This window comes from Achromobacter maghribensis (genome assembly GCF_057334215.1).
In genome coordinates this window covers 62,763-85,436 of sequence record NZ_JBHFII010000004.1, presented here as the reverse complement: position 1 = coordinate 85,436, position 22,674 = coordinate 62,763, and the positions used below count along the sequence as shown (strand labels likewise).

Here is a 22,674-nt window from a genome sequence, read left to right as displayed (position 1 = left end):
GATCTGGCCTTCGAGAATCCTGGGCAAAGATCGAGGGCGTTATTTCAAGCTGGCATCCAGCCGGTCTCGTAGCCAATCGCCGACGATGCTGACCGCGAGTGTGGTGATGACGATCATGGCGGCTGGAGCGAACATGATCCATGGCGCCCGCGTCATATAGGCCCGGCCGAATCCCACCATGTTGCCCAAGCTTGTCATCGGGGGTTGCACGCCAAGGCCAAGAAAGGAAAGGCTGCTCTCCATCAGGATGATCTCTGGGAACGTGAGCGTCATTGACACGATCAAAGTCGAAGCAATATTGGGAAGAATGTGTCGCAGATACACTCTGACCGGACTTGCGCCGATTTGCCGAGCTGCAGACGCGTATCCCTGCGCTTCCGCGGATATTGCCAACCCCCGGGCGATGCGCGCGTAGCGTTCCCAGCCGTACAAGCCCATGAGTCCGATGAAGAGGGGAAGGGAATTTCCGAAGAACGCCAGCACGGAAAGAGCAAGAATGAGAAAAGGCATGGCGGCCTGGAAGTCAACGAGTATCAGAATCGCCTGCTCCACTCGACCGCGGCAATACGCGGCCAGAAAGCCGATAGATGTTCCGATAAAGGCCGATATCGCCGTTGCGCCCAAGGCAACCAGCAGGGATATGCGGATGGATACGATGAGGCGCGACAGTATGTCGCGGCCCAGTTCGTCCGTCCCGAGAACATGGCCGGCAGTAAAAGGACCGCTTAGCCGATTGCGCAGGTCAATGGCCGTGAAGGAATAGGGCGATGCCAGGTCCGCAACCAAAGATACGACAATCACTAACAGGATCCAGCCGATTCCCAGATAGACCGAAAGCGGGACATGCTTGCGTTTTGTGCGTGGCACGGCAAGAACAGTGGTGGGGGTAGTTGATACGCTCATATCTCAGTGCTTTGCCGATTTGGTTGCGTTGCGCAGGCGCGGATCCAGAGTGCCGTAGAGGAAGTCCACGGCAAGGTTGGAGGCGACCATGGTGACTGCGACGAGAAAAAGAATGCACTGCACGACAGCAAGGTCTCTGCTCATGACGGAGACGACCAGCAGGTTGCCAATGCCAGGCCACGAAAACACGCTCTCTACCACGACCGATCCTGCAAGCAGGTTGCCCACCATGAATCCAATGATGGTCACCGTTGGTATGGCTGCATTGGGCAAGGCGTGGTTGCGGACGACGGCTGTCCACGGCACGCCTTTCGCGCTAGCCGTACGGATGTATTGCTGGCCCAGCACTTCCAGCATCGCGCTTCGCACGAAGCGGGCCAAGATCGCAGCGCCCCCTATGCCCAGGGTGAACACTGGTAGAAGCATGTGCCGCAGGCTGCCGGAGCCACCGGTCGGCAGCCATCCCAGCATGATGGAAAACACTTGCACCAAGACAAGGCCTAGCACGAAGCTAGGTATGGTGAAGCCGGCGACGGCTCCCGCCATAACCGCTCTATCTGTCGCGCTGTCACGATGCAGTGCGGCAAATACACCCAACGGTAAACCGATGCCGATCTTCAGCACGAGGGCCGGCAACGTCAATGTGAGTGTTGCCGGAATTCGGCTTAGGATAATGTCTGCAACGGACTCGCCGCTGCGCATGGACTGTCCCAGCTGCCCTTGGAATATGGAAGAGAGGTAGTGCAAGTACTGCAGCCATATCGGTTCATTCAGGCCCCAGGCGCGGCGGAATGCCGCCAGCGCTGCTTGTGAGGCGTCCTCTCCTAGAATGGCGAGAGCAGGGTCGCCCGAGAGCCGCAATATGACAAAGGCGAAGGTCATGACGAACAGCACGGTCGCCGCTGCGCGTATCAGACGAACGAAGATGAAGCGGAGCATCAGGAAACATCCTCTTGCGAGCGCGCGTCACCGAGCGGGAAATGGCAGGCCGCATAGTGGCCGTCGGCAATCTGCTGCATCGCTGGACGCTCGACCGAGCATCGAGCCTGAGCTTTGGGGCAACGCGGGTGAAAGGCACAGCCCGGCGGACGCGCGGTGGGACTAGGGGGTTCGCCTTTCAGCAAGATCCGTTTACGGTGAAAACCAGGAGCCGGTACCGCCGAGACAAGCGCCTGCGTGTAGGGATGGGCAGGCGTGTACAGGACGCGGTCCGTTTCGCCCTGCTCAACGACTCGGCCTAGATACATGACGGCGATCTGGTCGCTGACGTGCCGCACGATACGAAGGTCGTGGCTGATGAATAGAATGCTGAGGTCCAGGCGCGCTTGCAGGTCGACGAGCAAATTGACCACTTGCGCTTGAATGGACACATCCAGTGCGGACACAGGCTCGTCGCAGACCAGCAGCTTGGGCTGCGTGATAAGCGCCCGGGCAAGCACGGCGCGCTGGCGTTGCCCGCCCGATAGTTCATGCGGATAGCGACGTCCATGGTCGGCACTGAGGCCAACGGCGTCCAGCATGGAAAGCACAGTGTCATGGCGGGTGGAGGGCGTGCCGATGTTGTGGATATCCAAGGGCTCGGTTACCTGTTCCGTGATGGGTATCCTGCGGTCCAACGCTGCCAGCGGATCCTGATAGATCATTTGCATGTCGGCCCGCATCTTTCGCCAGGCCCTGCTGCCGACCGAGGGTAGCGGCTTGCCGTGGACTAGGACTTCCCCGCCGTCCGACCGTTCGAAACCCAGCGCCAGGCGCCCGGTTGTTGACTTTCCCGATCCGGATTCACCGACCAGGCCAACGGTTGTACCGTACGGAACGGTAAGGGATACATCCTCAACGGCATGGACCATCGTCTTGTGCCCGAGGATGCCGTTCCTGCTTGCATAGCGGCGCGATACGCTATTCAGTTCGAGAATATTGGTGTTCATGCCTGTGCGCGTCTGAGTGCGTGGATCGGGGCTGTTTCGGAGCCCACTTCGATGCAGGCGACGAATCGCTTCTGGGCTACTGGTGCGAGTGCCGGCGGCGTTTGGTCGCATAGCGACTGTCGCAGAGGACAGCGGGGCGAAAAGGCACAGCCGTTCGGCAAGTTCGCCGGATTCGGTACCTGTCCTTCAATGGTCTCGAGGCGTTTTCGCGTCCCGATGAATGGGGGTATTGCCGCCAGCAGCCCACGGGTGTACGGATGAAAGGGCGCCTGAAACAGAAGAGACGAGGGGGCGTCTTCCACTACCTTGCCGCTATACATCACAACCACTCTGCCGCATGTCTCGGAAATGACGCCCAGGTCATGGCTGATCAGTACCATCGCCATGCCGGTTTCTCGGCGTATGGTCGCAAGTAGATCCAGGATCTGCGCCTGGATGGTGACGTCCAGCGCGGTCGTGGGTTCATCCGCGATCAGCAGCTCGGGGGCGCCGGCCAGTGCCATGGCAATCATCACCCGCTGGTTTTGTCCGCCGGACAGTTCGTGGGGATAGCTGTTCAGGCGGGATGCCGAGTCCGGCAGGCCGACGAGATCCAGCAGACGCTTAGCCTCGGCACGTGCGCTGGCGCCGTGCAAGCCCCGATGCAGCCCTAGTACTTCGATAATCTGGCGGCCTATCCGTATGACCGGGTTAAGCGCACTAGCGGGGTCTTGGGAGATAAGAGCAATACGCCGACCGCGAATCTGGTCCATGGCCGGTGGTTTGGCGCCGATCAGTTGTTCCTTGTCGAGCAATACGCTTCCGGAGATTTTCGCCTTTGCGGGAAGCAGGCCGAGCGCAGCAAGCCAGGTGACCGATTTGCCGCTGCCAGATTCCCCGACCATGCCCAGCGCTTCCCCGTGTGCAACGGCCAGGTCCAGGCCGTGAATGATCTTTATCCCGTCAAACGCTACGGACAGGTTCCTGATCTCCAGCAGGGGTTGCTGTGATGTGGGCCTCATCGCGTGGTTCTGTTCTTCGCCTGTACGCGACCCGGGGAAGTTCAAGAGCATGGGGTCTCCTCGTCCGATTGGTGCCGCCTTAGCCGCGTGCATAGGCGGCATTGAAGGGGCCGAAATTCAGATCCAGGGTCTGGCCTGCCTTCCAGGCGACGTCTTTGCGCTTACCGTAAAACTGCCCGGAGCCGTTCAGTACGACGCACGGGGGATCTTCGGTTGTGATGATGTCGAGCATCCTGCGAATGATCGGACGCCGCGCTTGAGGGTCCGATGTGGTCTTGAGCTTCGCGCCGAGGTTGAAATACTCTTCGTTCTTCCAGATGCCAACCTGGGGCATCGTTCCCTGAGGGCCGAACTCGCGCCAAGCATGTGCGAGGTGATCGGGGAAGATGGCGGTGGAGGAACTGTCGTAGATCGCGTGAACCGGTTTGGTCTGGATTTGCGCGAAGTTCTCCATCATCTGGATCTTGACCTTTAGGCCGACCGCGCGCCACATTTCGATCATGATCTGTGCGCTGGCGACTTGATTGGGGTAATAGTCGTTGAGCAATTTATAAGTGATGACTTCGCCCTTGTAGCCCGCTTCCTTGAGCAACTTGCGAGCCAAGTCGGGATCGTAGGCAAGCTCGGGATAGTCTTCGAGATAGCCATCGCCGTAGCTCGGAAACTGGTAGCCGTTCGGAACGGGAAGTTTGTTTTGCCATAAGGCTTCGACAATCGATTTGCGGTCCAGGGCCAGGCTGAGCGCGCGACGAACACCAACCTTGGATAGAACGGGATCGGTTTGATCTATAGCCAGATACCGTATGTTCTGGACCGCCCCGCCGGTGACTTCCAGGGCAGGGCGTTTGGCTATTTCGGCGAACGAATCGGGTGCAAGGTCAGTGATCAGATCGATTTCGCCGGCAGCGAGCGCGTTGACCCGCGATGCGAGTTCCGGAATGATCTTGAATTCAATGCCCGCGAATGGCGGCGTGCCGCCCCAATATCGATCGTGAGCCGTGAGCACGACCTCAACGTCGAGGGTTTGCCGCACAAGCTTGTAGGGGCCCGTGCCAACTGGGGCGGCCGACCATTTTTCCCATGAGCCCGCGGCGTCAAAAGCCCGCTTGCTGACGATCTCCGAACACCACGACGCAAGACGTTTTTCAAGTAGCGCGTCATCGCCTTTGGCACGTATGATCACCGTATGGTCGTTGATCACTTCGACTCGGTCGATCATGTCCAGCGTCTGCATGGCTGAAGACCTTCCGGACATATTGGGCCCCAGCAAGTGCCGAGGGCTCAGCGAAAAGGCCACGTCCGCTGCCGTGAACGGGGTGCCGTCATGGAACAACACGCCTTGACGCAGGAATAGGCGAAGGGCCGCGCCGTCAAGTCGTTCCCAACGTTCGGCGAGTGCGGGGCGCAGAGCCATGCTCTCGGTCTGTTCGAATCCGATTAGCGTATCGAACAATTGTGGCGCAAGGCGGCGAGTGGCTGTAGCCACGGAAAGCACGGGCTCGATGATCGCTGGGAAGCCACTCGTTCCGACCCTGAGTACACGACGTTGAGTGGTCTGAGCAACGGCAAAGCGTGGTCCGATCATGGTCATCAGGCAGCCGGCAGCTCCCGCCGCCATGAAATTGCGTCTGGTGAGTGAAGTGTTCTGCATGGGAGATCCCAGTTGGATGGACGGGGTGCGACATTGCTCCCGCGATAGCCGCCACTATTGATCTGGCGTACTTCACTCAGATGACATTCATCGCAAAAGTAGATGTAGAATTCGCAATTCTGAATGCATGGGAAATAGAAGGGGGCGCGCGTGGCCGAGGAAAAAGACCTTTCGCTAAATGCCGTCAAAGTCTTTGTGCAGATCGCCCGGGACAGCAGTGTTACGCGGGCAGCCAAGACCCTTGGCATCACCCAGAGCGCCGCGAGCCGCCACCTGGCCGTGCTGGAGGGCTATCTGGGCGCGCAACTCCTGGAGCGGCGCGGGCGCCATAGCCAGCTTACCGACTTCGGGCGGCTTTTTGCCGAAGCAGTCGCCGAGCCGCTGGACACGATCCTCTTCACCGCCCGAAGGCTCAGGCGCCATGATGGGATCCACAGCAATCGCCTCGTGGTCAGAACCTCTCTTTCCACGTTTGCCTATACGGTTTTGATTCCGAACCTGGCAGAGTTTTCCAAAGAGATGAATGGAGTGACCGTCGATGTCATCAGCTCTTTGTCTGCTCCGACTTCCACCGACAGTTTCGATGTATTGCTGACCCGGGATTTAACGTTGACCGAGCCTGCCGATCGTTGGGACTTCTACAACGAGCAACTGGTTTGCGTCGGTGCGCCGGAATGTGTCGCAGGCCGTGGCCTGGATGCCCTGCGGACGACGCCGGTTTTGGCGGTCAATTCCCGGCCGGACATTCTGCCTGCGTGGTTGCGCGGAATCGGTTTAAGCACATCGGACGTGATATCGGGCGCTCGTTACGACCATCATTATCTGGCGCTGCCTGCCGTGACCACCGGCCAAGTGTTGCTGGTCGGTCCGTATATTGTCGTGGCCGACCTTGTTGAGCAGGGGTTGCTGGAAGTCCTGCCCGGATCGCGAGTTCCCAGTGGCCGAGACTATCGAGCCTACGCGGTGGACCGCAGCGCCAATCCGGATCTTGCTCGAGCGTTCTGTCGTTGGCTTGCGCGGCTGTGTCGTGCCAAGGGCGGGGTGTCCGCCGAAAATTCTAATTTCCCGAAAACCATCTCAAAAAGCGATTGATAGATTCGCTTTGTGCGATGTAAAAACTAGGCGGTAGGCGGAGGCTCCTTTAGGCTTTGGCGGCAACTTTTCACTCACTGAGGGTCACCCGTGCCGCTACTTGCCAAAAGATTGGACGCTATCCGTCCTTCTCAAACCAAAGTCATGACTTCCAAGGCTACTGCTTTACGTGAGCGGGGAGCCGATATCATCACCCTGAGCCAAGGCGAGCCTGACTTCGACACGCCTGAAGCGATCCGCGATGCGGGCATTGCAGCCATCCAGCAAGGGAAGACGCGGTACACACCGGTGGCTGGCGTCAAAGGGCTGCGGGAGGCCATTCGCGCCAAGCTCCGCCGCGACAACCACTTGGAATACGACATCGATCAGATCACGGTCGGTTGCGGCGCCAAACAGATCGTTTTCAATGCGCTTTTCGCCAGTCTCGATCCCTCTGATGAGGTGATTATCCCGACGCCTTGCTGGGTGTCCTATCCGGACATGGTAAGGCTGGCCGGCGGTGAGCCTGTTCTGGTCGTCTGTCATGAGAGGGACGGTTTTAAATTGCGGCCGGCGGATCTTGAGGCTGCGATTACCCCGCGCACCAAATGGCTGATGCTCAACTCACCAAACAATCCCACCGGGGCTGTTTATTCCGAAGTTGAATTGATGGCGCTTGCCGAGGTCTTGCGCCGGCATTCCCATGTACACGTCCTGGCAGACGATATCTACGAAAAACTGGTCTACGACGTGCCATTTTCCACAATGGCTGAGGTTGCCCCGGACCTTTGCTCGCGAACGTTGGTCGTCAACGGTGTTTCCAAATCTGCCGCGATGACCGGGTGGCGGCTGGGCTACGGCGCGGGTCCGCAAGCACTCATTAAGGCAATGAATACTATCGAAAGCCAAACGTCGTCGCACACGAGTTCAGTCTCGCAGTACGCGGCCATCGAGGCACTCGAGGGCGACCAATCCTATATTGCCGAGTTCGTCGATGCCTTCCGAAAACGACGGGATTTCGTCATCGGTCAAATCAACCAGGCCCCTGGCCTGAGCTGCAGCGTACCGGACGGCGCATTCTATATTTTCGTTTCTTGTGCCGGGGTCATTGGCACGACGACCGCAGAGGGAAAGAAAATCGATAGTGACATGGACTTTGCCATGTACCTGTTGGAGGACTTTGGGGTGGCCGTTGTGCCTGGTAGTGGTTTCATGGCATCACCCTACATCCGAATTTCCTTCGCCGCCGCACTGTCGGAGCTGGAGCAAGCTTGCGCCCGGCTCATTGCTGCGTGCCATGCTCTTTCAAGCGAGGTTACCGTTGAGTAAAGCAAAAATCCTGCGTGATCGCATGGCTGAACGCGGCCTGGTTCACATCATGGCCACCCATAGCCCTCTGTCGGCGATATTGGCCGAAGAGGCGGGTTTTGACGGACTGTGGGCGTCGGGCTTCGAGCTTTCGGCGCTATATGGGCTTCCGGATATGAGTCTGGTCTCAATGACGCAACATCTCGATATGCTGCGTGCCATTGCGGGACGGTCCACCTTGCCCATTGTTGCCGATATCGATACGGGCTACGGCAATGCGATCAACACCCTGCATGCGATCAAGGAATATGAGCGGGCCGGGGCCAGCGCTGTTGTGATCGAAGACAAGACCTTTCCCAAGGTGACCAGTCTGGCGCCGGGGGGCCGGCAAGAGTTGCTGCGCACCGAAGAGTTTCAGGGAAAAATCGAAGCTGCGGTAAGTGCCCGTCATGACCCGGATTTTCTGGTCATCGCCAGAACGGAGGCATTGATAGCGGGCCTGGGCGAACAAGAGGCCATCGCCCGCGCACGAGCATATGCGGAGGCTGGCGCCGACATGATCCTGATTCACTCCAAGAAGAAAGATCCCTCGGAAATCGAGAGTTTCGCGCGTGCGTGGAAAGGCGACGTGCCGCTCACCATCGTACCGAACGCCTATCCCGAGCTATCGGCATCGCGCATTCGGGCGCTGGCCAATATCAGGATGGTCATATACGGAAATTATGGAATTCGCGCTTGCACGAGCGCAATGCAAGACGTTTTCCGTCGAGTGATCGCCGATGGTGGAGTCCAGAACGTACATGCCGATATCGTTCCGGTGGAGGAGGTCTTCCGGCTGCAAGATATGGAAACCGCAAAGCTCAACGAGTCACGTTTTTTGCGCTGAGAAACGTTACGCCTTGCGGGCAGCCTATGTGGCCTTGGTCCAGTGCAATACCGGACCCAGGCCTTCGCGCTTCAGCGCCCGACCGTCCAGCTTTGGGAAGACCTGCCTTTCCCTTCCAGGACGGAAACCTGCGATCAGTTGGCCGTGATGTTGGCGGCCTTGACCACCTTGCCCCAACGGTCCAATTCCGATTGCGTATAGGCCCCCAATTCCTTAGGCCCCATGAAGATGGCTTCGGCGCCTTGTTCGGCGGCCTTCTGACGGAAGGCGTCGGTTTTCATGATCTTCTGGATTTCACCAGCGATCTTGTCCACGACCGGCGCGGGCGTGTCCTTGGGCGCGTACATGGCGAACCACGACGACACGATCAGGTCGGGATAGCCGGCTTCGGCGGCGGTCGGTACGTTCGGCAGGGACGGCAGGCGGGCGTTGCCCGTGACGGCCAGCGCCCGCAGCTTGCCGGCGGCGATCTGGCCCAGCAGCGGCGGTGGCGTGGTGATGGTCATGTCCACGGCGCCGCCCAGCAGGTCATTCAACGCGGGGCCGGTGCCCTTGTAGGGGATATGCGTGATCTGCGTGCCGGCCATCTGGTTCAGCAGTTCGGTGGCCACCTGTTGCAGCGAGCCGTTGCCGGACGATGCGTAGTTCAGCTTGCCCGGGTTGGCCTTGGCGTACGCCACCAGTTCCTTCAGCGAATTGATGGGCAGGTCGGGACGCACCACCACGACTTGCGGCGCCGACAGCACGTTGGCGACGGGGGCGAAGTCCTTGATGGGGTCCCAGCCGGCGGCGGGCGTCACGTGGGGCGTGATGACCTGGAAACCGGAGTATTGCAGCAGCAGCGTATAGCCGTCGGGCTTGGCGCGGGCCACCGCCTGCGCGGCGATGCCGCCGGAGGCGCCCGGCTTGTTCTCGACCACGACGCTCTGGCCAAGCGCCGCGCCCAGGGGCTGGGCGATCAGGCGAGCGGCAATGTCGGTGGTGCCGCCGGGCGCGGCGGACACGATCAGCGTGACAGGGCGGTTGGGAAAGTCCGCTTGCGCGCTGGCGGCGCTGGCGCCGATGGTCAGCGCGGCGGCGATACCGGCGCGCAGGATGGTGGGCAGGCTTGGGAATGCCATGGGATGTCTCCTTGGGTTTTTATAGGTGTGGTCAAAACAAACGGATAAAACGGCTGCGCTACATTGGTAGCGCACTACATCGCTGCTATTGCGGAAATCTCTCGGCCAGCCAGGCGGGTGCGGCGTGGGTCGCCAGGCGTGGCCCCGCTTGCAGCAAGGCGTTGCTCAGATCGCGCTGCACCAGCGCGGGCAGGCCGCGAACAATGGCCAGCAAAGGCGCAAGCGACACGCCGGTGTCCACGCCCATGCAGGCGAACATGTGCACGAGTTCTTCGGTGTTGACGTTGCCGCTGGCGCCGGGCGCGTAAGGGCATCCGCCCAGGCCGCCGGCCGCCGCGTCGAAGCGGGTGATGCCGGTTTGCCAGGCGGCCATCGCATTGGCCAGCGCCATGCCGCGCGTATTGTGCAGGTGCACGGTCAGCGCCACGCCGGGCAGGCGCGCGGACGCCTGTTCACACAACGCGGCCACTTGCGTCGGGAACGCCATGCCGGTGGTGTCGCACAGCGTGATGCCGGTGGCGCCTGCGTCCGCCAGCTGCGCGGCCAGGTCCAGCACCTGGTTCACGTCCACGTCGCCGTCAAACGGACAGCCGAAGGCGGTGGACAGTGACACGTTGCACGGCGTGCCGCTGCGGCCAGCGGCAGCCAGCACCTGCGACAGTTCCGCATATGACTGCTCGCGCGTCATGCGCAGGTTGGCGCGGTTATGCGTCTCGCTGCACGACATGACCAGGTTCATCTCGTCGGTGCCGGCTTCCAGCGCGCGTTCCAGCCCGCGGATGTTGGGCACCAGCGCGGTATAGATCACGCCCGGACGGCGGCGGATGCGGCGCATCACGTCCGTTGCGTCGGCCAGCGCGGGGATGGCCTTGGGCGACGTGAAACTGGTGACTTCGATGCGCGCAAAGCCGCAGTCGGACAAGGCGTCCACGAAGGCGACCTTGTCGTCGGTGGCGACCAGGGCCTTTTCAATTTGCAGGCCGTCGCGGGGGCCGACTTCGTTGATCTCGATCTTGGCGGGGCCGGCGTTCATGCAATCACTCCCTTGGCGCGCAGCGCGTCGCGTTGTTCGTTCGACAAGCCCGCCTGCGCCAGCACGGCGTCGGTGTGTTCGCCCAGCGTGGGGGCGCGTTCGCGCACCGTGCCGGGATTGGCGGACAGATACGGAAAGACCGCCGGCATTTCCACTTGCACGCCGGCGGCGGATGCCACGGTGGTGATGGCGTTGCGGGCCCGGTAGTGCGGGTCGGCGGCGATATCCGCCACGGAATAGATGCGGCCCGCCGGCACGTCGGCTTCGCGCATCGCGGCCAACACGTCGTCGATAAGCCGGGTCTGTGTCCACGCGCCGATGGCGGCATCGATTTCCACGACGCGCCGGGCGCGGCCGTCGTTGTGCGCCAAGGCCGGGTCTTGGCCCAGGTCGTCGCGGCCAATGCGTGCCATCAGGCGGGTGTAGATGGCGTCGCCATTGCCGGCGATGAGCACGTAGCCGTCCTGGCAGGGATAGGCATTGGACGGCGCAATGCCCGGCAACGCGGCGCCGGCCGGCTCGCGTACGGCGCCGAAAACGGAATATTCGGGCAACAGGCTTTCGCTAAGGTTGAACAGGCTTTCGTATAGCGCCGCGTCGATCACCTGGCCCACGCCGCCACGTGCGTCGCGCTGGTACAGCGCCATCATCACGCCCAGCGCGCCATGCAGGCCCGCGATGGTGTCGCCCAACGACAAGCCCGCCCGCACCGGCGCGCGGCCCGGTTCGCCGTTCAGGTAGCGCAGCCCGGCCATGGCCTCGCCGATGGCGGCAAAGCCGGGTTCGCGCGCCTTGGGACCGGTCTGGCCGTACCCCGAGATGCGCAGCATGATCAGGCGCGGGTTCAGTTCATGCAGGCTTTCCCACGACAACCCCCATTTCTCCAGGGTGCCGGGGCGGAAGTTCTCGATCAGCACGTCGGCCTGTTGCGCCAGGAGGCGCACGATGTCCTGGCCTTCCTGCTGGCGCAGGTCCACGCACACCGACTGCTTGTTGCGCGACTGCGCTTCCCACCACACGGACGTGCCTTCGTGCAGCAAACGCCATTTGCGCAGCGGGTCGCCTTGTCCGGGGGGCTCGATCTTGATGACCTGCGCGCCAAAATCCGCCAGGGTCTTGGCGGCGAACGGCCCTGCTATCAGTTGACCCAGCTCCAGCACGCGGATGCCAGCAAGAATCTGCCCAGCCATTACGCCTCCTTGGCGACACTCGATATTGATAGGCGGCAGTGTGCCCGCAAAGCGGCGCGTGGCGGAATGGAAAATCGGGGAAAGGGGGGTTCCTGGAACGAGAAACCCCCGGGCAAACCCGCAGCGGCAATCGCCTCAGTGATCGCCGCGCAGATGCGCCAGCAGCAGGCGGGCGCCAACGGTCAGCGTGTCGGCATCGCGCACGCCCAGCAGCAGCCAGCGGCGCGCCCATTCGTCGGTCAGGGGGATAAGTTTGATCGGCATCGACCGCGCATGCGGCTCGGCGGCGATGCGCGGCAGGATGCCCACGCCACGGGTCGCCGCCACCATGCGGCAGATGGCGTCAAAGCTGCGCACCTGGATGCGCAAGCGCATCGCCCGGCCCAGACGGTCGCTTTCGTCGGACAGGCGGGTCGCCAGCGACGTGGCCGGGGGCAGGCCGACGTAGTCGTAGGCCAACGTGTCCGCAAACGCCACCTGCGCCTCGGCGGCCAACGGATGGCGCTGCGGCACGATCAGCACCAGTTCATCCAGCCGATAGGGAAAGGTCGACAAGCCGTCGGCCGGCGTGCGGTCGGCGAATACGCCAATATCCGCGCGGTTTTCAAGCACGGCGGTGACGATGTCGCTGCTGTTCTGCTCTTCCAGGTCGATGCGCACGGCCGGATGGCCATCCATGAAGGCGGCCAGGTCTTCGGGCAGAAACTGCGTCAGGGACGAGGTATTGGCGGCGATGCGCACCTGGCCGCGCACGCCTTGGGCGAAGTCCGACAGCGCGCCCGTCATCTGCTCTATTTCCTGCAACACGCGAAGCGCGTGGACCAGGCAGGCTTGGCCGGCGTCGGTCAGCTCCACCCCGGCCGCGTTGCGGTACAGCAGCGCGGTGCCCAGGGCGGCCTCCAGGTCCGAAATGCGTTTGCTGGCCGCCCCAACCGCCAGATGCGATTGGCGTGCGCCGGCCGAGATGCTGCCCTGGCGCGCAACGGAAACAAACAGGGCAAGGGTGACGAGGTCGATGCGAGCAAGGTTCATGGAGAAATTCGGCGCGGAGTATGCCAAGGCGGTGGGGCTGACTGCTATGACCGCGTCGCCAATTCAATAATTATGTCCGAATTTCTCCCTTTGCCCCCGATGCGCGCAAGCGCCAGGTCATCGAACCGCCACGGACTCGAACCGAGGGGGCAGCCAGCCGCCGCCAAGCGCCTTGAACACCGAAATGGCTGCCCGTGCCGACTCGGTCTGCGCCTGCGCCCTGGCATCCGAGGCCTGCAGCAGGGTTTCGTCCGCATGCAGGACATCGATCAGGCTGGCCGTACCTTTCTCGTAGGCCATGAATGACGACTGACGCGCACGCGTCAACGAGTCCTCGCCACCGGTAAGCGTCGTGGCTTGCGTCTCCCGGTTGACCAGGGCCGAGAACGCGTTCTCGACGTCTTCGGCGGCGCGCAGCACGGACTGGCGGTAGGCCGCGAGCGCTTCTGCTTCCTGTCCCTTCGCTTGATCGATCTGCGCATTGATGCGGCCGAAGTCGAAAAGCCGCCACCGCAGGCCCAGAACTGCGGCCGACTGGCTGGCGCCGCTTGTGAACAGGTTGCCGCTGGAAATGGAGGTGGCGCTACCCAGCAAGGCATCCAGGGAGAATTTCGGGTAGTACTCGGCGATAGCCACGCCAATGCGCGCATTGGATGCGGCAAGGCGACGTTCTGCCACGATGAGATCGGGTCGACGGCGTAACAGGTCCGCAGGCGTACCTGCGGAGGTGATCTGCGGTGCCTTCGGGATAGCTCCGGTGGCTGTCAGTTCCGTGCGGTGGGTGCCGGGCGGGGTGCCTAGCATGACGTCCAGTGCATTCATCGCGGCATCCAGGCCGGTCTGGAGCACGGGAACCGTTGCCTGCACCTGGGCGAGCGAGCCCTCGGTCTGCCGAACCTGGTATTCGGCGGCAAGGCCCTTGTTGTGTAGCAACTGAACCTTCTCCAGCAACCCCCGTTGCGTCTTTACCTGGTGGTTTGCAATGTCCAGGCGTGCCTGCAATCCGCGGATGGTGATGTAAATGTCGGCGGTCTGCGCGGCGACGGCCAGTCGTGTGGCCGCAGCGCCTGCCTCGGACGCCTGGTATTCGGCGAGTGCAGCCTGGCGTTCGCGGCGCAACCCGCCAAACACGTCCAATTCCCAGCTCGCACCCAGGTTGGCCTCATATGAGTTGCCGTACCGGTCGAAATCCGGGGTGGAGTTCAGCACCTGACCGAGCGGCGTTTCAATAGACTGATACGCACGTCCCGCCTGGCCATTGATGTTGCCGGTAGGCAATAATGCGGCTGTCGCGGCGCCGAGTCCGGCGCGCGCCTGAGTCACCCTGGCCAAGGCCTGGGCAAGATCCAGGTTTTGCTCGAGCGCCCTTGTGACGAAGTGACTCAGTACCGGGTCTCCAAAGCCCTCCCACCAGATCGCAAGGCTGGCAGGGGTAGCCGCCGTCCGTTGTTCGACGGCCTGCTTGCCCATGTAGTGCTCTGAAAGCGGAGCATCCGGCCGGTGATAATCCGGCCCCACCGCACAACCCGTCATCAGGCAGGCGCTCATCACCAGAGCGAGAGAGCGAGGGGAAAGCATGGGAGATCCTTGAATGAGCACTAAGAGGTGACGATATTACCGTATGGTCACTCGTTGTCAATCAAAGTTCTTCAGGCTAAGCTAAGTAAATGACTGAAAACAGTACTACAACGCCCTCGCGTGGGCCGTCGGAGCACAACGTGCGCGACCAGATCGTCGACGCGGCGACCGAGCATTTCAGCCACTACGGCTATGAGAAGACCACGGTGTCGGATCTGGCCAAGGCGATCGGCTTCTCCAAGGCTTACATCTATAAATTCTTCGACTCCAAGCAGGCCATCGGCGAGGTGATTTGCTCGAACCGTCTTGCGATCATCATGCAGGTCGTTGACTCGGTAGTCGCTGATTCGCCCACCGCGTCAGAGCGATTGCGTCGCCTGTTCCGCGCGCTGACCGAGACCGGTAGTGATCTTTTCTTCCATGATCGCAAGCTCTATGACATTGCCGCCGTTGCCGCACGCGATCAATGGCCTGCCGTACGCGCGCTGGAGGCACATTTGCGTCAGGTGATCCAGAACATCCTTCTGGAGGGACGCGAATCGGGCGAATTTGAGCGTAAGACACCGCTGGACGAAGCGTCCAACGCCATCTATCTGGTCATGCGGCCTTACATCAATCCTGTACAGCTTCAGTACAACCTCGACATGGCGACGGAGTCGGCAGTGCAACTGTCAGCGCTCATCCTGCGGAGCCTGTCGCCCTAGGTTTGTAGTGACCGTTGACTTTAGTAGTCACTAGTCGCAGAATGCGGTTCCTGTTCTATTCATTTAAGTAAGGGAACCCATGCTTCGGCTACGACCTGCCACCATTGCCGTTTGCTTGCTGCCTTTCGTCTTGACGGCGTGTGGCGAGCCGTCCAAGGCCGACGATCCGCGCACGCACGCGCCGCTCGTGAGATCGGCAGCGGTCCAACATTCTTCCGATACTTCCCGTTCGTTCACCGGCACTGTCGCGGCCCGCGTGCAGAGCGACTTGGGGTTCCGCGTATCGGGCAAGATCCTTGAGCGGCTGGTCGATACCGGACAGACCGTCAAGCGCGGTGAGCCGCTGATGCGCCTGGATCCCATTGACCTTGGCCTTCAGGCGCGCGCGCAGCAAGAGGCAGTGACGGCCGCGCGGGCGCGAGCCAAGCAAACCGCCGATGACGAGGCGCGCTATCGAGACCTGGTCGCGGCCGGCGCCGTGTCGGCATCCGCGTATGACCAGATCAAGGCAGCCGCCGACTCGGCCAGGGCGCAGTTGAGCGCTTCGGTGGCACAGGCCAATGTGGCCCGCAATGCCTCGGGCTACGCCGTGCTGTTGGCCGACGTCGATGGTGTGGTCATGGAGACATTGGCGGAGCCGGGGCAGGTCGTCAGCCCGGGGCAACCAGTGGTTCGACTGGCGCGGGCTGGCCAGCGAGAGGCAATCGTGAACCTGCCAGAGACGCTGCGCCCAGCCCCTGGATCCACCGCGCTAGCGACGCTATATGGCCGCAACACCGGTGCGGTATCCGCAACGCTGAGGCTGCTGTCTGACTCGGCGGACCGCCTTACCCGGACGTTCGAGGCGCGCTACGTACTGGACGGTGCGCTGGCCAATGCGCCACTGGGCGCGACGGTTACGCTTCATATTCCCGAAGGGCCCACCAACAAGCCGGTGCTTCAAGTGCCGCTCGCGGCCATCTATAACGCCGGCAAGGGGCCGGGTGTGTGGGCGATTGCGGGCAACCCGGCAAAAGTGACGTGGCGATCCGTCGAGGTCCTGAGCCTGGGTGATGATGCCGCGCGCGTGTCCGGCGAGCTGAAGGCCGGCGAGCAGATTGTCGCGCTGGGCGCCCATCTGCTGCATGAGGGCGAGCAGGTCCGGCTGGCTTCTCAGAGCGTTGCCAGCGTAGCCGGGGGCCGTCCATGAGCGAGGGGCGTTTCAATCTTTCGGCGCTTGCCGTTCGTGAGCGCTCGGTTACGGTATTCCTCATTTTTCTGATTGCGATTGCCGGAACCTTGGCATTCTTCCAGCTGGGTCGTGCGGAGGATCCGCCGTTCACGGTCAAGCAGATGACGGTCATCACAGCCTGGCCGGGCGCTACGGCGCAGGAAATGCAGGATCAGGTGGCCGAGCCGCTTGAAAAGCGCATGCAGGAGCTGAAGTGGTACGACCGAACGGAAACCTACACCCGTCCCGGCTTGGCCTTCACCATGGTGTCTCTTGCCGACAAGACGCCGCCCTCCGAAGTCCAGGAGGAGTTCTATCAGGCCCGCAAGAAGCTCAGCGACGAATCGGGAAAGTTGCCGGCCGGTGTTATCGGACCGATGGTCAACGACGAGTTTTCGGACGTGACCTTTGCGCTCTTCGCGCTGAAAGCCCAGGGCGAGCCGCAGCGGTTGTTGGTGCGAGACGCCGAAACGCTGCGTCAACGTCTTCTGCACGTGCCCGGTGTCAAAAAAGTCAACATCATTGGCGAGCAGGCCGAACGTATTTTCGTCTCGTTCTCGCATGACCGTCTTGCCACGCTAGGCGTATCGCCACAGGACATTTTTTCTGCACTGAACAGTCAGAACGTCCTTACCCCGGCCGGCTCGATCGAGACCGAAGGGCCGCAGGTTTTCCTGCGCCTTGACGGGGCCTTCGACAAACTGGAAAAGATCCGCAATACGCCCATCGTAGCCGGGGGGCGCTCACTCAAGCTTTCGGATGTGGCAACCGTCCAGCGCGGGTATGAAGACCCGGCGACGTTCCTGGTGCGCAATAACGGCGAAGAAGCTCTGTTGCTGGGCGTCATCATGCGCGAAGGCTGGAACGGCCTGGATCTGGGCAAGGCGCTTGATGCCGAGGCGGTCAAAATCAATGAAGACATGCCACTGGGTATGACCCTGACCAAGGTCACCGACCAGTCTGTCAACATCAGCTCGGCGGTCGACGAATTCATGGTCAAGTTCTTCGTTGCCCTGCTGGTGGTGATGGTGGTGTGCTTTGTCAGCATGGGATGGCGAGTGGGCGTGGTGGTCGCGGCGGCGGTGCCGCTGACGTTGGCGGTGGTCTTCGTGATCATGGCGGCCACCGGCAAGAACTTCGACCGAATCACCCTGGGTTCTCTGATCCTGGCGCTTGGCCTGTTGGTGGACGACGCCATCATTGCCATCGAAATGATGGTCGTGAAAATGGAGGAAGGCTATGACCGCATCAGAGCCTCGGCGTATGCCTGGAGCCACACCGCGGCGCCAATGCTCTCTGGCACCCTGGTCACCGCAGTCGGCTTCATGCCCAACGGCTTTGCCCAGTCGACGGCGGGTGAGTACACCAGCAACATGTTCTGGATCGTGGGCATTGCCCTGATCGCCTCGTGGGTCGTCGCCGTGGTCTTTACGCCCTACCTCGGGGTGAAGATGCTGCCGGACATCAAGAAGGTGGCCGGGGGGCACGCGGCGATTTACGACACGCCTCGCTATAACCGCTTTCGCAAGGTGCTGACCCGTGTCATCGCCCGCAAGTGGCTGGTGGCTGGAACGGTCATCGCGGCATTTGTGGTGGCGATCGCTGGCATGGGCGTGGTCAAGAAGCAGTTCTTTCCGAATTCTGATCGTCCGGAAGTGCTGGTCGAGGTGCAGATGCCCTATGGCACCTCCATTGAGCAAACAAGCGCCACCACGGCGAAGATCGAAGCCTGGCTGCAAAAGCAGGAAGAAGCGCTGATCGTCACGGCGTATGTTGGCCAGGGTGCGCCGCGCTTCTATCTGGCCATGGCGCCCGAGCTGCCCGACCCCTCGTTTGCGAAGATCGTCGTGCTTACCGACAGCCAGGAGGCGCGCGAAAAGCTCAAGCTTCGCCTGCGCGAAGCCGCGGCTGATGGGCTTGCGCCGGAAGCCCGTGTGAGGGTCTCACAGCTCGTGTTCGGCCCGTATTCGCCGTTCCCCGTGGCCTACCGTGTGATGGGGCCCGATCCGTCCACGTTGCGCGATATCGCCGGTCAGGTGCAGCAGGTGATGCAAGCCAGCCCCATGATGCGCACGGTCAATACCGACTGGGGACCGTTGGTGCCGACACTGCATTTCTCGCTGGATCAGGATCGTTTGCAGGCGGTTGGGCTGACGTCTTCTGCCGTCGCCCAGCAGTTGCAATTCCTGCTCACGGGCGTGCCGATCACATCCGTCCGCGAAGATATTCGTTCAGTCCAGGTCGTGGGGCGCGCAGCGGGCGATATCCGACTCGATCCCGCCAAGATTGAAGGCTTTACCCTGGTGGGTTCCGCTGGCCAGCGCATCCCGCTGTCTCAGGTGGGCAAAGCCGATGTTCGCATGGAAGATCCCATTCTGCGTCGTCGGGACCGCACCCCCACGATTACCGTGCGGGGCGACATTGCCGAAGGCCTGCAGCCGCCTGACGTGTCTGCCGCGATTACCAAGGACTTGCAGCCGGTAATCGAAAAGCTCCCTGACGGTTACCGGATTGAACAGTCGGGTTCGATCGAAGAATCGGGCAAAGCCAGCACGGCGATGTTGCCGCTGTTCCCGATCATGATCGCCCTGACGCTGCTGATCATCATTCTGCAGGTGCGTTCGATGTCGGCCATGGTCATGGTGTTCCTCACTGCGCCGCTTGGGCTGATCGGTGTGGTGCCGACCTTGCTGATTTTCCAGCAGCCGTTTGGCATCAACGCACTGGTGGGTCTGATCGCTCTGTCGGGCATCCTGATGCGGAACACGCTGATTCTGATCGGGCAGATACACCACAATGAGCACGAGGGGTTGGACCCCTTCCACGCGGTGGTGGAAGCCACGGTGCAGCGCTCGCGTCCGGTGCTGCTCACCGCCCTGGCGGCCATTCTGGCCTTCATTCCGCTCACGCACTCGGTGTTCTGGGGAACGCTGGCCTATACCTTGATCGGAGGCACGCTGGGCGGCACGATCATGACACTCGTCTTCCTGCCGGCGATGTACTCGATCTGGTTCAAGATTCGGCCGGAGCAGGGCAGAAACACCGCAGAGGTTCAGCACGCATAATGCGGGCGGCGGGATGGCGGCTTGCCGCTTCCCGCCCGCGATACCGCAACGCTATGGGCGACGGCGTTCCTCAAGTGGCCAAATGCGGAGCATTGATTTTGCGATTCATCGCGACGACGGCTTCGTGTGCGGGACTGGCGCCCAGCTTCGCAAAAGCTGCCGGCATCTGGTCACGCTTTTGCTCGGCTTCACCCTTCACGGCAGATGCAAGGGCCGCGCGCGTTTCGTCTGCATCCCAGTCGCAACAATAGGCAGGCGTGGACGGCTGCTGTCGCCACGACTCCATGAGGGAACCCGCGTCGACGGGATCAAAGCCGACTTCGTCAACCAGGTTCATCGCGACCTGCTTACATTGATCGTCGTCACCCGCCACCGCGATGGCCAATCGGCCCTGGGCGCCTGTGGGCCTTCCCAGATTCGCCAGCGTGTAAGCCAGCGCATTGTTGAACGCTTTGATCACTGGGCGGCCAATCTGTTGAGACACCCATATGCTCTCAGGCATTCCGTCGTCAATGTCTGCAATGCGCACGTCTCGCATGCCAGGATAGTAGTTGCTCGTGTCGATGATCGGCACCCCGGACGCGACGGCATCGAACAAGCCAGCCGGAAGCTGCTGCATCGCCGGTAGGGGAATGGCAAGAATGATGGCGTCTACCTGATTCACCGCATCCTGGACGTCCGCTGCCGTGGCGCCCATCTGCTTTGCAAGTTTGGCGACGTCCTCCTTGCCCTTGGAATTCGCCACGCGAACTTGATGCCCAGCCGCCGTCAATTTGCGAGCCAGGGTGCCGCCGATGTTTCCGGTTCCGATGATTCCGATGTTCATATGAACTCCTGCGTATAAGAGGCCAACTGTAGAATGTGGCTATCGGAATTGGAAGTACTTACCAAAACCTCAGTAACCCACTAAGGAGTTCCCATGGCCGGGGATCGCGAATGGAACTGTGAAGACCCCAGTCGTCGACGCGAGTGGGCAGCGGCGACCACCGAAACCTTGCGCGTGCTTGAGGGGAAATGGAAGATCATCATTCTCTGCCAGCTGTTTGCCGCCAAGAAACCGATCCGCTTTTCAGAGTTGGAACGGCTTATCGATGGGGTGAATCAGAAGATGTTGATTCAGCAGCTAAAGCAGCTTGAGGCAGATGGAATCGTGCATAGAACGGTTTTCCCTCAGGTCCCTCCGAAAGTGGAATATCAACTGACAGAGGCAGGTTACGCGCTCGGGCCCTCGATGCAGGCGCTTATCGAATGGGCAGAAAGACGCCACGAATTTGGTACCACCTGAGTCCCCGCAACCGGGCCGTCTTGCACGAGAAAGCCAGCCATTCCGGATCGCCACGGGTTTTTGAAGCTGGACGTTAACCACAACCCGCTTCGATCCACTTGTACCTATGGCGGATGGATCAATAACGGCTTTCTATCGCTACCCGAAGCGCCTGGCTTGGGATTCGAGGTCGACTTGCACAGCATCGAAACCTACTGCCGCGCTTCCTGCACCGTCAGATAAAGCGAAGGACAGGCTGCGGCAATCGTATTGAAAGGCGCTGGGGGCAGTGACCCGCGAACGGGTCTCAGGGCTGGAAGAACGCCGTCGGCGTCATAAGCCGGTTTTCCTGGCGGATCAGATAGCCGGCGTCGGCGCTCTTGGTCAGGTAGCCCGCCCAGGCGGGGTCCTTCTGCAGCGCCTGGCGCTTGGCTTCGCGGTCGGCGGCGCTGTCATAGACCCAGATGTGCATGTAGCTGTTGACGTCGCCTGTCTCGGTCTGCATGTAGGCCAGCGGCTTGCCCAGGTGGCGGCTTTGCACCTCATAGCCGTGCTCTGCATAGAGCGCCAGGTGCTTCTTGATGGTGCCGGCGCGGCAGGTGTAGGTTCGTACGTCGTAAAGCATGGTGTTTCCTTGATGGGGTGTTGCGATTGGGGTTGCGAAGGGGGATCGATCGTCAGTCGGCCGTGGCGCCGGACTGTTTCACCAGCACGCTCCAGCGTTCGACTTCCTGGTTCACGTACTGCTGGAACGCGGCATGGCCGTCGCCGACGGGGTCGGCGCCCAGCCCTTTCAGCTTGTCTTGCACGGCGGGGTCGGCCACGCCCTGGGTGATGGCCTGCGACAGCTTTTCCACGACGGGCGCGGGCGTGGCCGCGGGCACGAACAGGCCGAACCAGGACCGGGCGTTCATGGCCGGGTAGGACGTTTCAGAAAACGCAGGCACGTTGGGCAGCGCGGCATGGCGCTGCTTGCCCGTGACGGCGATGGGCGTCAGGCGGCCGGCCTGTACCTGCGACAGCACTTCGGGCAGGTTCGCGAACATGATCTGGACCTGGCCGCCCATCAGGTCATTGAGCGCTTGCGAGCCCCCTTTGTAGGGCACGTGCGTCATCTGCGCGCCGGCCAGCGAATTGAACTGGGCGCCTGCCAGGTGCGATGCCGTGCCGGTGCCGCCCGAGGCGTAGTTCACGCGGTTGCCGTTGGCTTTGGCGTAGGCGGCCAGCTCTTCGGGCGTCTTGGCCGGCACCGACGGGTTCACCACCAGCAGCAAGGGCACCGAGGCCAGGTTCGACAGGCCCGCGAAGTCGCCCGTCAGGCTGTAGTCCAGCTTGTGATACAGCGTGGAATTGATGGCATGGCTGGACGTGGCCATCAGCAGGGTGTAGCCGTCGGGCTCGGCGCGCGCCGCCATGACGGCGCCGATGTTGCCGTTGGCGCCGGCCTTGTTTTCCACCACCACCGGCTGGCCAAGGCGCGTGGACATGGATTGCGCCACGGTGCGCGCGATGACGTCGGTGGCGCCGCCCGCGGCAAAGGGCACGATGATGCGCAGGGGGCGCTCGGGATAGTCGGCGGCGGCGGCCGATGCGGTGCCCAGGGTCGCGGCGGCCAGCATCGCGGCCACGGCTAGCCGCCGCAGGGGGGGCAAGGGGGTATTCATAGTCTCTCTCCAGGTGTGGATATTTTTTTATGTGTGCGCCGCGCGCCGTGCTTGCGGCCGGGGGG

General features: G+C 61.7%; 20 protein-coding genes. 7 read left to right on the top strand and 13 right to left on the bottom strand.

Annotated features, from left to right (window positions below; genetic code table 11):
- Positions 1-39 precede the first annotated feature (39 nt).
- From ACE039_RS01140 to ACE039_RS01120, 5 genes are read right to left on the bottom strand one after another with little or no spacing between them, the layout of a single operon-like run.
- The gene (locus ACE039_RS01140) at positions 40-903 is read right to left on the bottom strand and encodes an ABC transporter permease (RefSeq protein ID WP_485821438.1); all 864 of its coding nucleotides are present in this window, start codon (positions 901-903) and stop codon (positions 40-42) included.
- Between the two features lie 3 nt (positions 904-906).
- Positions 907-1,842 carry an ABC transporter permease gene (locus ACE039_RS01135; protein WP_485821437.1) on the bottom strand — a complete coding sequence of 312 codons (936 nt, stop codon included), beginning with the start codon at positions 1,840-1,842 and terminating at the stop codon, positions 907-909.
- Positions 1,842-2,831 carry an ABC transporter ATP-binding protein gene (locus ACE039_RS01130; RefSeq protein WP_485821436.1) on the bottom strand — a complete coding sequence of 330 codons (990 nt, stop codon included), beginning with the start codon at positions 2,829-2,831 and terminating at the stop codon, positions 1,842-1,844. Before ACE039_RS01130 ends, ACE039_RS01135 begins: the two co-directional genes overlap by 1 nt.
- Positions 2,828-3,883 carry an ABC transporter ATP-binding protein gene (locus ACE039_RS01125; protein ID WP_485821435.1) on the bottom strand — a complete coding sequence of 352 codons (1,056 nt, stop codon included), beginning with the start codon at positions 3,881-3,883 and terminating at the stop codon, positions 2,828-2,830. The genes ACE039_RS01130 and ACE039_RS01125 overlap by 4 nt, the downstream gene beginning before the upstream one ends.
- A 28-nt stretch (positions 3,884-3,911) precedes the next feature.
- A complete protein-coding gene (locus tag ACE039_RS01120; protein WP_485821434.1) occupies positions 3,912-5,483 on the bottom strand; it encodes an ABC transporter substrate-binding protein in 1,572 nt (523 codons plus the stop codon).
- Between the two features lie 150 nt (positions 5,484-5,633).
- Here ACE039_RS01120 and ACE039_RS01115 point away from each other — a divergent pair, with 150 nt between their 5' ends.
- The 3 genes from ACE039_RS01115 to ACE039_RS01105 all read left to right on the top strand — a co-directional run bounded on the left by ACE039_RS01115 (position 5,634) and on the right by ACE039_RS01105 (position 8,748).
- Positions 5,634-6,575: a LysR family transcriptional regulator gene (locus ACE039_RS01115; RefSeq protein WP_485821433.1), complete on the top strand. Its 942-nt coding sequence runs from the start codon at positions 5,634-5,636 to the stop codon at positions 6,573-6,575.
- A 144-nt stretch (positions 6,576-6,719) separates the two neighbouring features.
- Positions 6,720-7,883, top strand: a complete 1,164-nt coding sequence (locus ACE039_RS01110) for a pyridoxal phosphate-dependent aminotransferase (protein ID WP_485821432.1) — start codon at positions 6,720-6,722, stop codon at positions 7,881-7,883.
- On the top strand, positions 7,876-8,748 hold the full coding sequence (locus ACE039_RS01105) for an isocitrate lyase/phosphoenolpyruvate mutase family protein (RefSeq protein WP_485821431.1): 873 nt from the start codon (positions 7,876-7,878) through the stop codon (positions 8,746-8,748). The genes ACE039_RS01110 and ACE039_RS01105 overlap by 8 nt, the downstream gene beginning before the upstream one ends.
- A 134-nt stretch (positions 8,749-8,882) precedes the next feature.
- Here ACE039_RS01105 and ACE039_RS01100 read toward each other — a convergent pair whose 3' ends face one another.
- From ACE039_RS01100 to ACE039_RS01080, 5 genes are all read right to left on the bottom strand, one after another.
- Entirely contained in the window at positions 8,883-9,869 is a 987-nt protein-coding gene (locus ACE039_RS01100; RefSeq protein WP_105556091.1) for a Bug family tripartite tricarboxylate transporter substrate binding protein, read from the bottom strand.
- A gap of 85 nt (positions 9,870-9,954) precedes the next feature.
- Positions 9,955-10,902 (bottom strand): hydroxymethylglutaryl-CoA lyase, encoded by a 948-nt coding sequence (locus ACE039_RS01095; protein ID WP_485821430.1) that lies wholly within the window; start codon positions 10,900-10,902, stop codon positions 9,955-9,957.
- On the bottom strand, positions 10,899-12,092 hold the full coding sequence (locus ACE039_RS01090) for a CaiB/BaiF CoA transferase family protein (protein ID WP_485821429.1): 1,194 nt from the start codon (positions 12,090-12,092) through the stop codon (positions 10,899-10,901). The genes ACE039_RS01095 and ACE039_RS01090 overlap by 4 nt, the downstream gene beginning before the upstream one ends.
- A 135-nt stretch (positions 12,093-12,227) precedes the next feature.
- On the bottom strand, positions 12,228-13,124 hold the full coding sequence (locus ACE039_RS01085; protein ID WP_485821428.1) for a LysR family transcriptional regulator: 897 nt from the start codon (positions 13,122-13,124) through the stop codon (positions 12,228-12,230).
- A gap of 117 nt (positions 13,125-13,241) precedes the next feature.
- Positions 13,242-14,702 carry an efflux transporter outer membrane subunit gene (locus ACE039_RS01080; protein ID WP_485821427.1) on the bottom strand — a complete coding sequence of 487 codons (1,461 nt, stop codon included), beginning with the start codon at positions 14,700-14,702 and terminating at the stop codon, positions 13,242-13,244.
- An 89-nt stretch (positions 14,703-14,791) separates the two neighbouring features.
- Here ACE039_RS01080 and ACE039_RS01075 point away from each other — a divergent pair, with 89 nt between their 5' ends.
- The 3 genes from ACE039_RS01075 to ACE039_RS01065 all read left to right on the top strand — a co-directional run bounded on the left by ACE039_RS01075 (position 14,792) and on the right by ACE039_RS01065 (position 19,681).
- On the top strand, positions 14,792-15,406 hold the full coding sequence (locus tag ACE039_RS01075) for a TetR/AcrR family transcriptional regulator (RefSeq protein ID WP_485821426.1): 615 nt from the start codon (positions 14,792-14,794) through the stop codon (positions 15,404-15,406).
- A gap of 79 nt (positions 15,407-15,485) precedes the next feature.
- The gene (locus ACE039_RS01070; RefSeq protein WP_485821425.1) at positions 15,486-16,595 is read left to right on the top strand and encodes an efflux RND transporter periplasmic adaptor subunit; all 1,110 of its coding nucleotides are present in this window, start codon (positions 15,486-15,488) and stop codon (positions 16,593-16,595) included.
- Positions 16,592-19,681, top strand: a complete 3,090-nt coding sequence (locus ACE039_RS01065; RefSeq protein WP_485821424.1) for an efflux RND transporter permease subunit — start codon at positions 16,592-16,594, stop codon at positions 19,679-19,681. The genes ACE039_RS01070 and ACE039_RS01065 overlap by 4 nt, the downstream gene beginning before the upstream one ends.
- Positions 19,682-19,751: 70 nt before the next feature.
- Here ACE039_RS01065 and ACE039_RS01060 read toward each other — a convergent pair whose 3' ends face one another.
- Complete coding sequence (locus tag ACE039_RS01060) at positions 19,752-20,507, bottom strand: NADPH-dependent F420 reductase (RefSeq protein ID WP_485821423.1); 756 nt, start codon at positions 20,505-20,507, stop codon at positions 19,752-19,754.
- 93 nt (positions 20,508-20,600) lie between these two features.
- On the opposite strand from ACE039_RS01060, the gene ACE039_RS01055 reads away from it, so the two are divergent.
- Positions 20,601-20,966: a winged helix-turn-helix transcriptional regulator gene (locus ACE039_RS01055; RefSeq protein ID WP_105556100.1), complete on the top strand. Its 366-nt coding sequence runs from the start codon at positions 20,601-20,603 to the stop codon at positions 20,964-20,966.
- Between the two features lie 286 nt (positions 20,967-21,252).
- On the opposite strand, the gene ACE039_RS01050 is transcribed toward ACE039_RS01055, so the two are convergent.
- Together ACE039_RS01050 and ACE039_RS01045 are read right to left on the bottom strand one after the other, a co-directional pair.
- Entirely contained in the window at positions 21,253-21,570 is a 318-nt protein-coding gene (locus ACE039_RS01050) for an NIPSNAP family protein (RefSeq protein WP_105556101.1), read from the bottom strand.
- 52 nt (positions 21,571-21,622) lie between these two features.
- The gene (locus ACE039_RS01045) at positions 21,623-22,609 is read right to left on the bottom strand and encodes a Bug family tripartite tricarboxylate transporter substrate binding protein (protein ID WP_485821422.1); all 987 of its coding nucleotides are present in this window, start codon (positions 22,607-22,609) and stop codon (positions 21,623-21,625) included.
- Positions 22,610-22,674: the final 65 nt, after the last annotated feature.

What these genes read in the sequence shown, in the direction of transcription:
- ACE039_RS01140 (WP_485821438.1), bottom strand. Translation starts at nt 903, where the DNA reads ATGAGCGTATCAACTACCCCCACCACTGTTCTTGCCGTGCCACGCACA.
- ACE039_RS01135 (WP_485821437.1), bottom strand. Translation starts at nt 1,842, where the DNA reads ATGCTCCGCTTCATCTTCGTTCGTCTGATACGCGCAGCGGCGACCGTG.
- ACE039_RS01130 (WP_485821436.1), bottom strand. Translation starts at nt 2,831, where the DNA reads ATGAACACCAATATTCTCGAACTGAATAGCGTATCGCGCCGCTATGCA.
- ACE039_RS01125 (WP_485821435.1), bottom strand. Translation starts at nt 3,883, where the DNA reads ATGCTCTTGAACTTCCCCGGGTCGCGTACAGGCGAAGAACAGAACCAC.
- ACE039_RS01120 (WP_485821434.1), bottom strand. Translation starts at nt 5,483, where the DNA reads ATGCAGAACACTTCACTCACCAGACGCAATTTCATGGCGGCGGGAGCT.
- ACE039_RS01110 (WP_485821432.1), top strand. Translation starts at nt 6,720, where the DNA reads ATGACTTCCAAGGCTACTGCTTTACGTGAGCGGGGAGCCGATATCATC.
- ACE039_RS01100 (WP_105556091.1), bottom strand. Translation starts at nt 9,869, where the DNA reads ATGGCATTCCCAAGCCTGCCCACCATCCTGCGCGCCGGTATCGCCGCC.
- ACE039_RS01095 (WP_485821430.1), bottom strand. Translation starts at nt 10,902, where the DNA reads ATGAACGCCGGCCCCGCCAAGATCGAGATCAACGAAGTCGGCCCCCGC.
- ACE039_RS01090 (WP_485821429.1), bottom strand. Translation starts at nt 12,092, where the DNA reads ATGGCTGGGCAGATTCTTGCTGGCATCCGCGTGCTGGAGCTGGGTCAA.
- ACE039_RS01085 (WP_485821428.1), bottom strand. Translation starts at nt 13,124, where the DNA reads ATGAACCTTGCTCGCATCGACCTCGTCACCCTTGCCCTGTTTGTTTCC.
- ACE039_RS01080 (WP_485821427.1), bottom strand. Translation starts at nt 14,702, where the DNA reads ATGCTTTCCCCTCGCTCTCTCGCTCTGGTGATGAGCGCCTGCCTGATG.
- ACE039_RS01075 (WP_485821426.1), top strand. Translation starts at nt 14,792, where the DNA reads ATGACTGAAAACAGTACTACAACGCCCTCGCGTGGGCCGTCGGAGCAC.
- ACE039_RS01070 (WP_485821425.1), top strand. Translation starts at nt 15,486, where the DNA reads ATGCTTCGGCTACGACCTGCCACCATTGCCGTTTGCTTGCTGCCTTTC.
- ACE039_RS01065 (WP_485821424.1), top strand. Translation starts at nt 16,592, where the DNA reads ATGAGCGAGGGGCGTTTCAATCTTTCGGCGCTTGCCGTTCGTGAGCGC.
- ACE039_RS01060 (WP_485821423.1), bottom strand. Translation starts at nt 20,507, where the DNA reads ATGAACATCGGAATCATCGGAACCGGAAACATCGGCGGCACCCTGGCT.
- ACE039_RS01055 (WP_105556100.1), top strand. Translation starts at nt 20,601, where the DNA reads ATGGCCGGGGATCGCGAATGGAACTGTGAAGACCCCAGTCGTCGACGC.
- ACE039_RS01050 (WP_105556101.1), bottom strand. Translation starts at nt 21,570, where the DNA reads ATGCTTTACGACGTACGAACCTACACCTGCCGCGCCGGCACCATCAAG.
- ACE039_RS01045 (WP_485821422.1), bottom strand. Translation starts at nt 22,609, where the DNA reads ATGAATACCCCCTTGCCCCCCCTGCGGCGGCTAGCCGTGGCCGCGATG.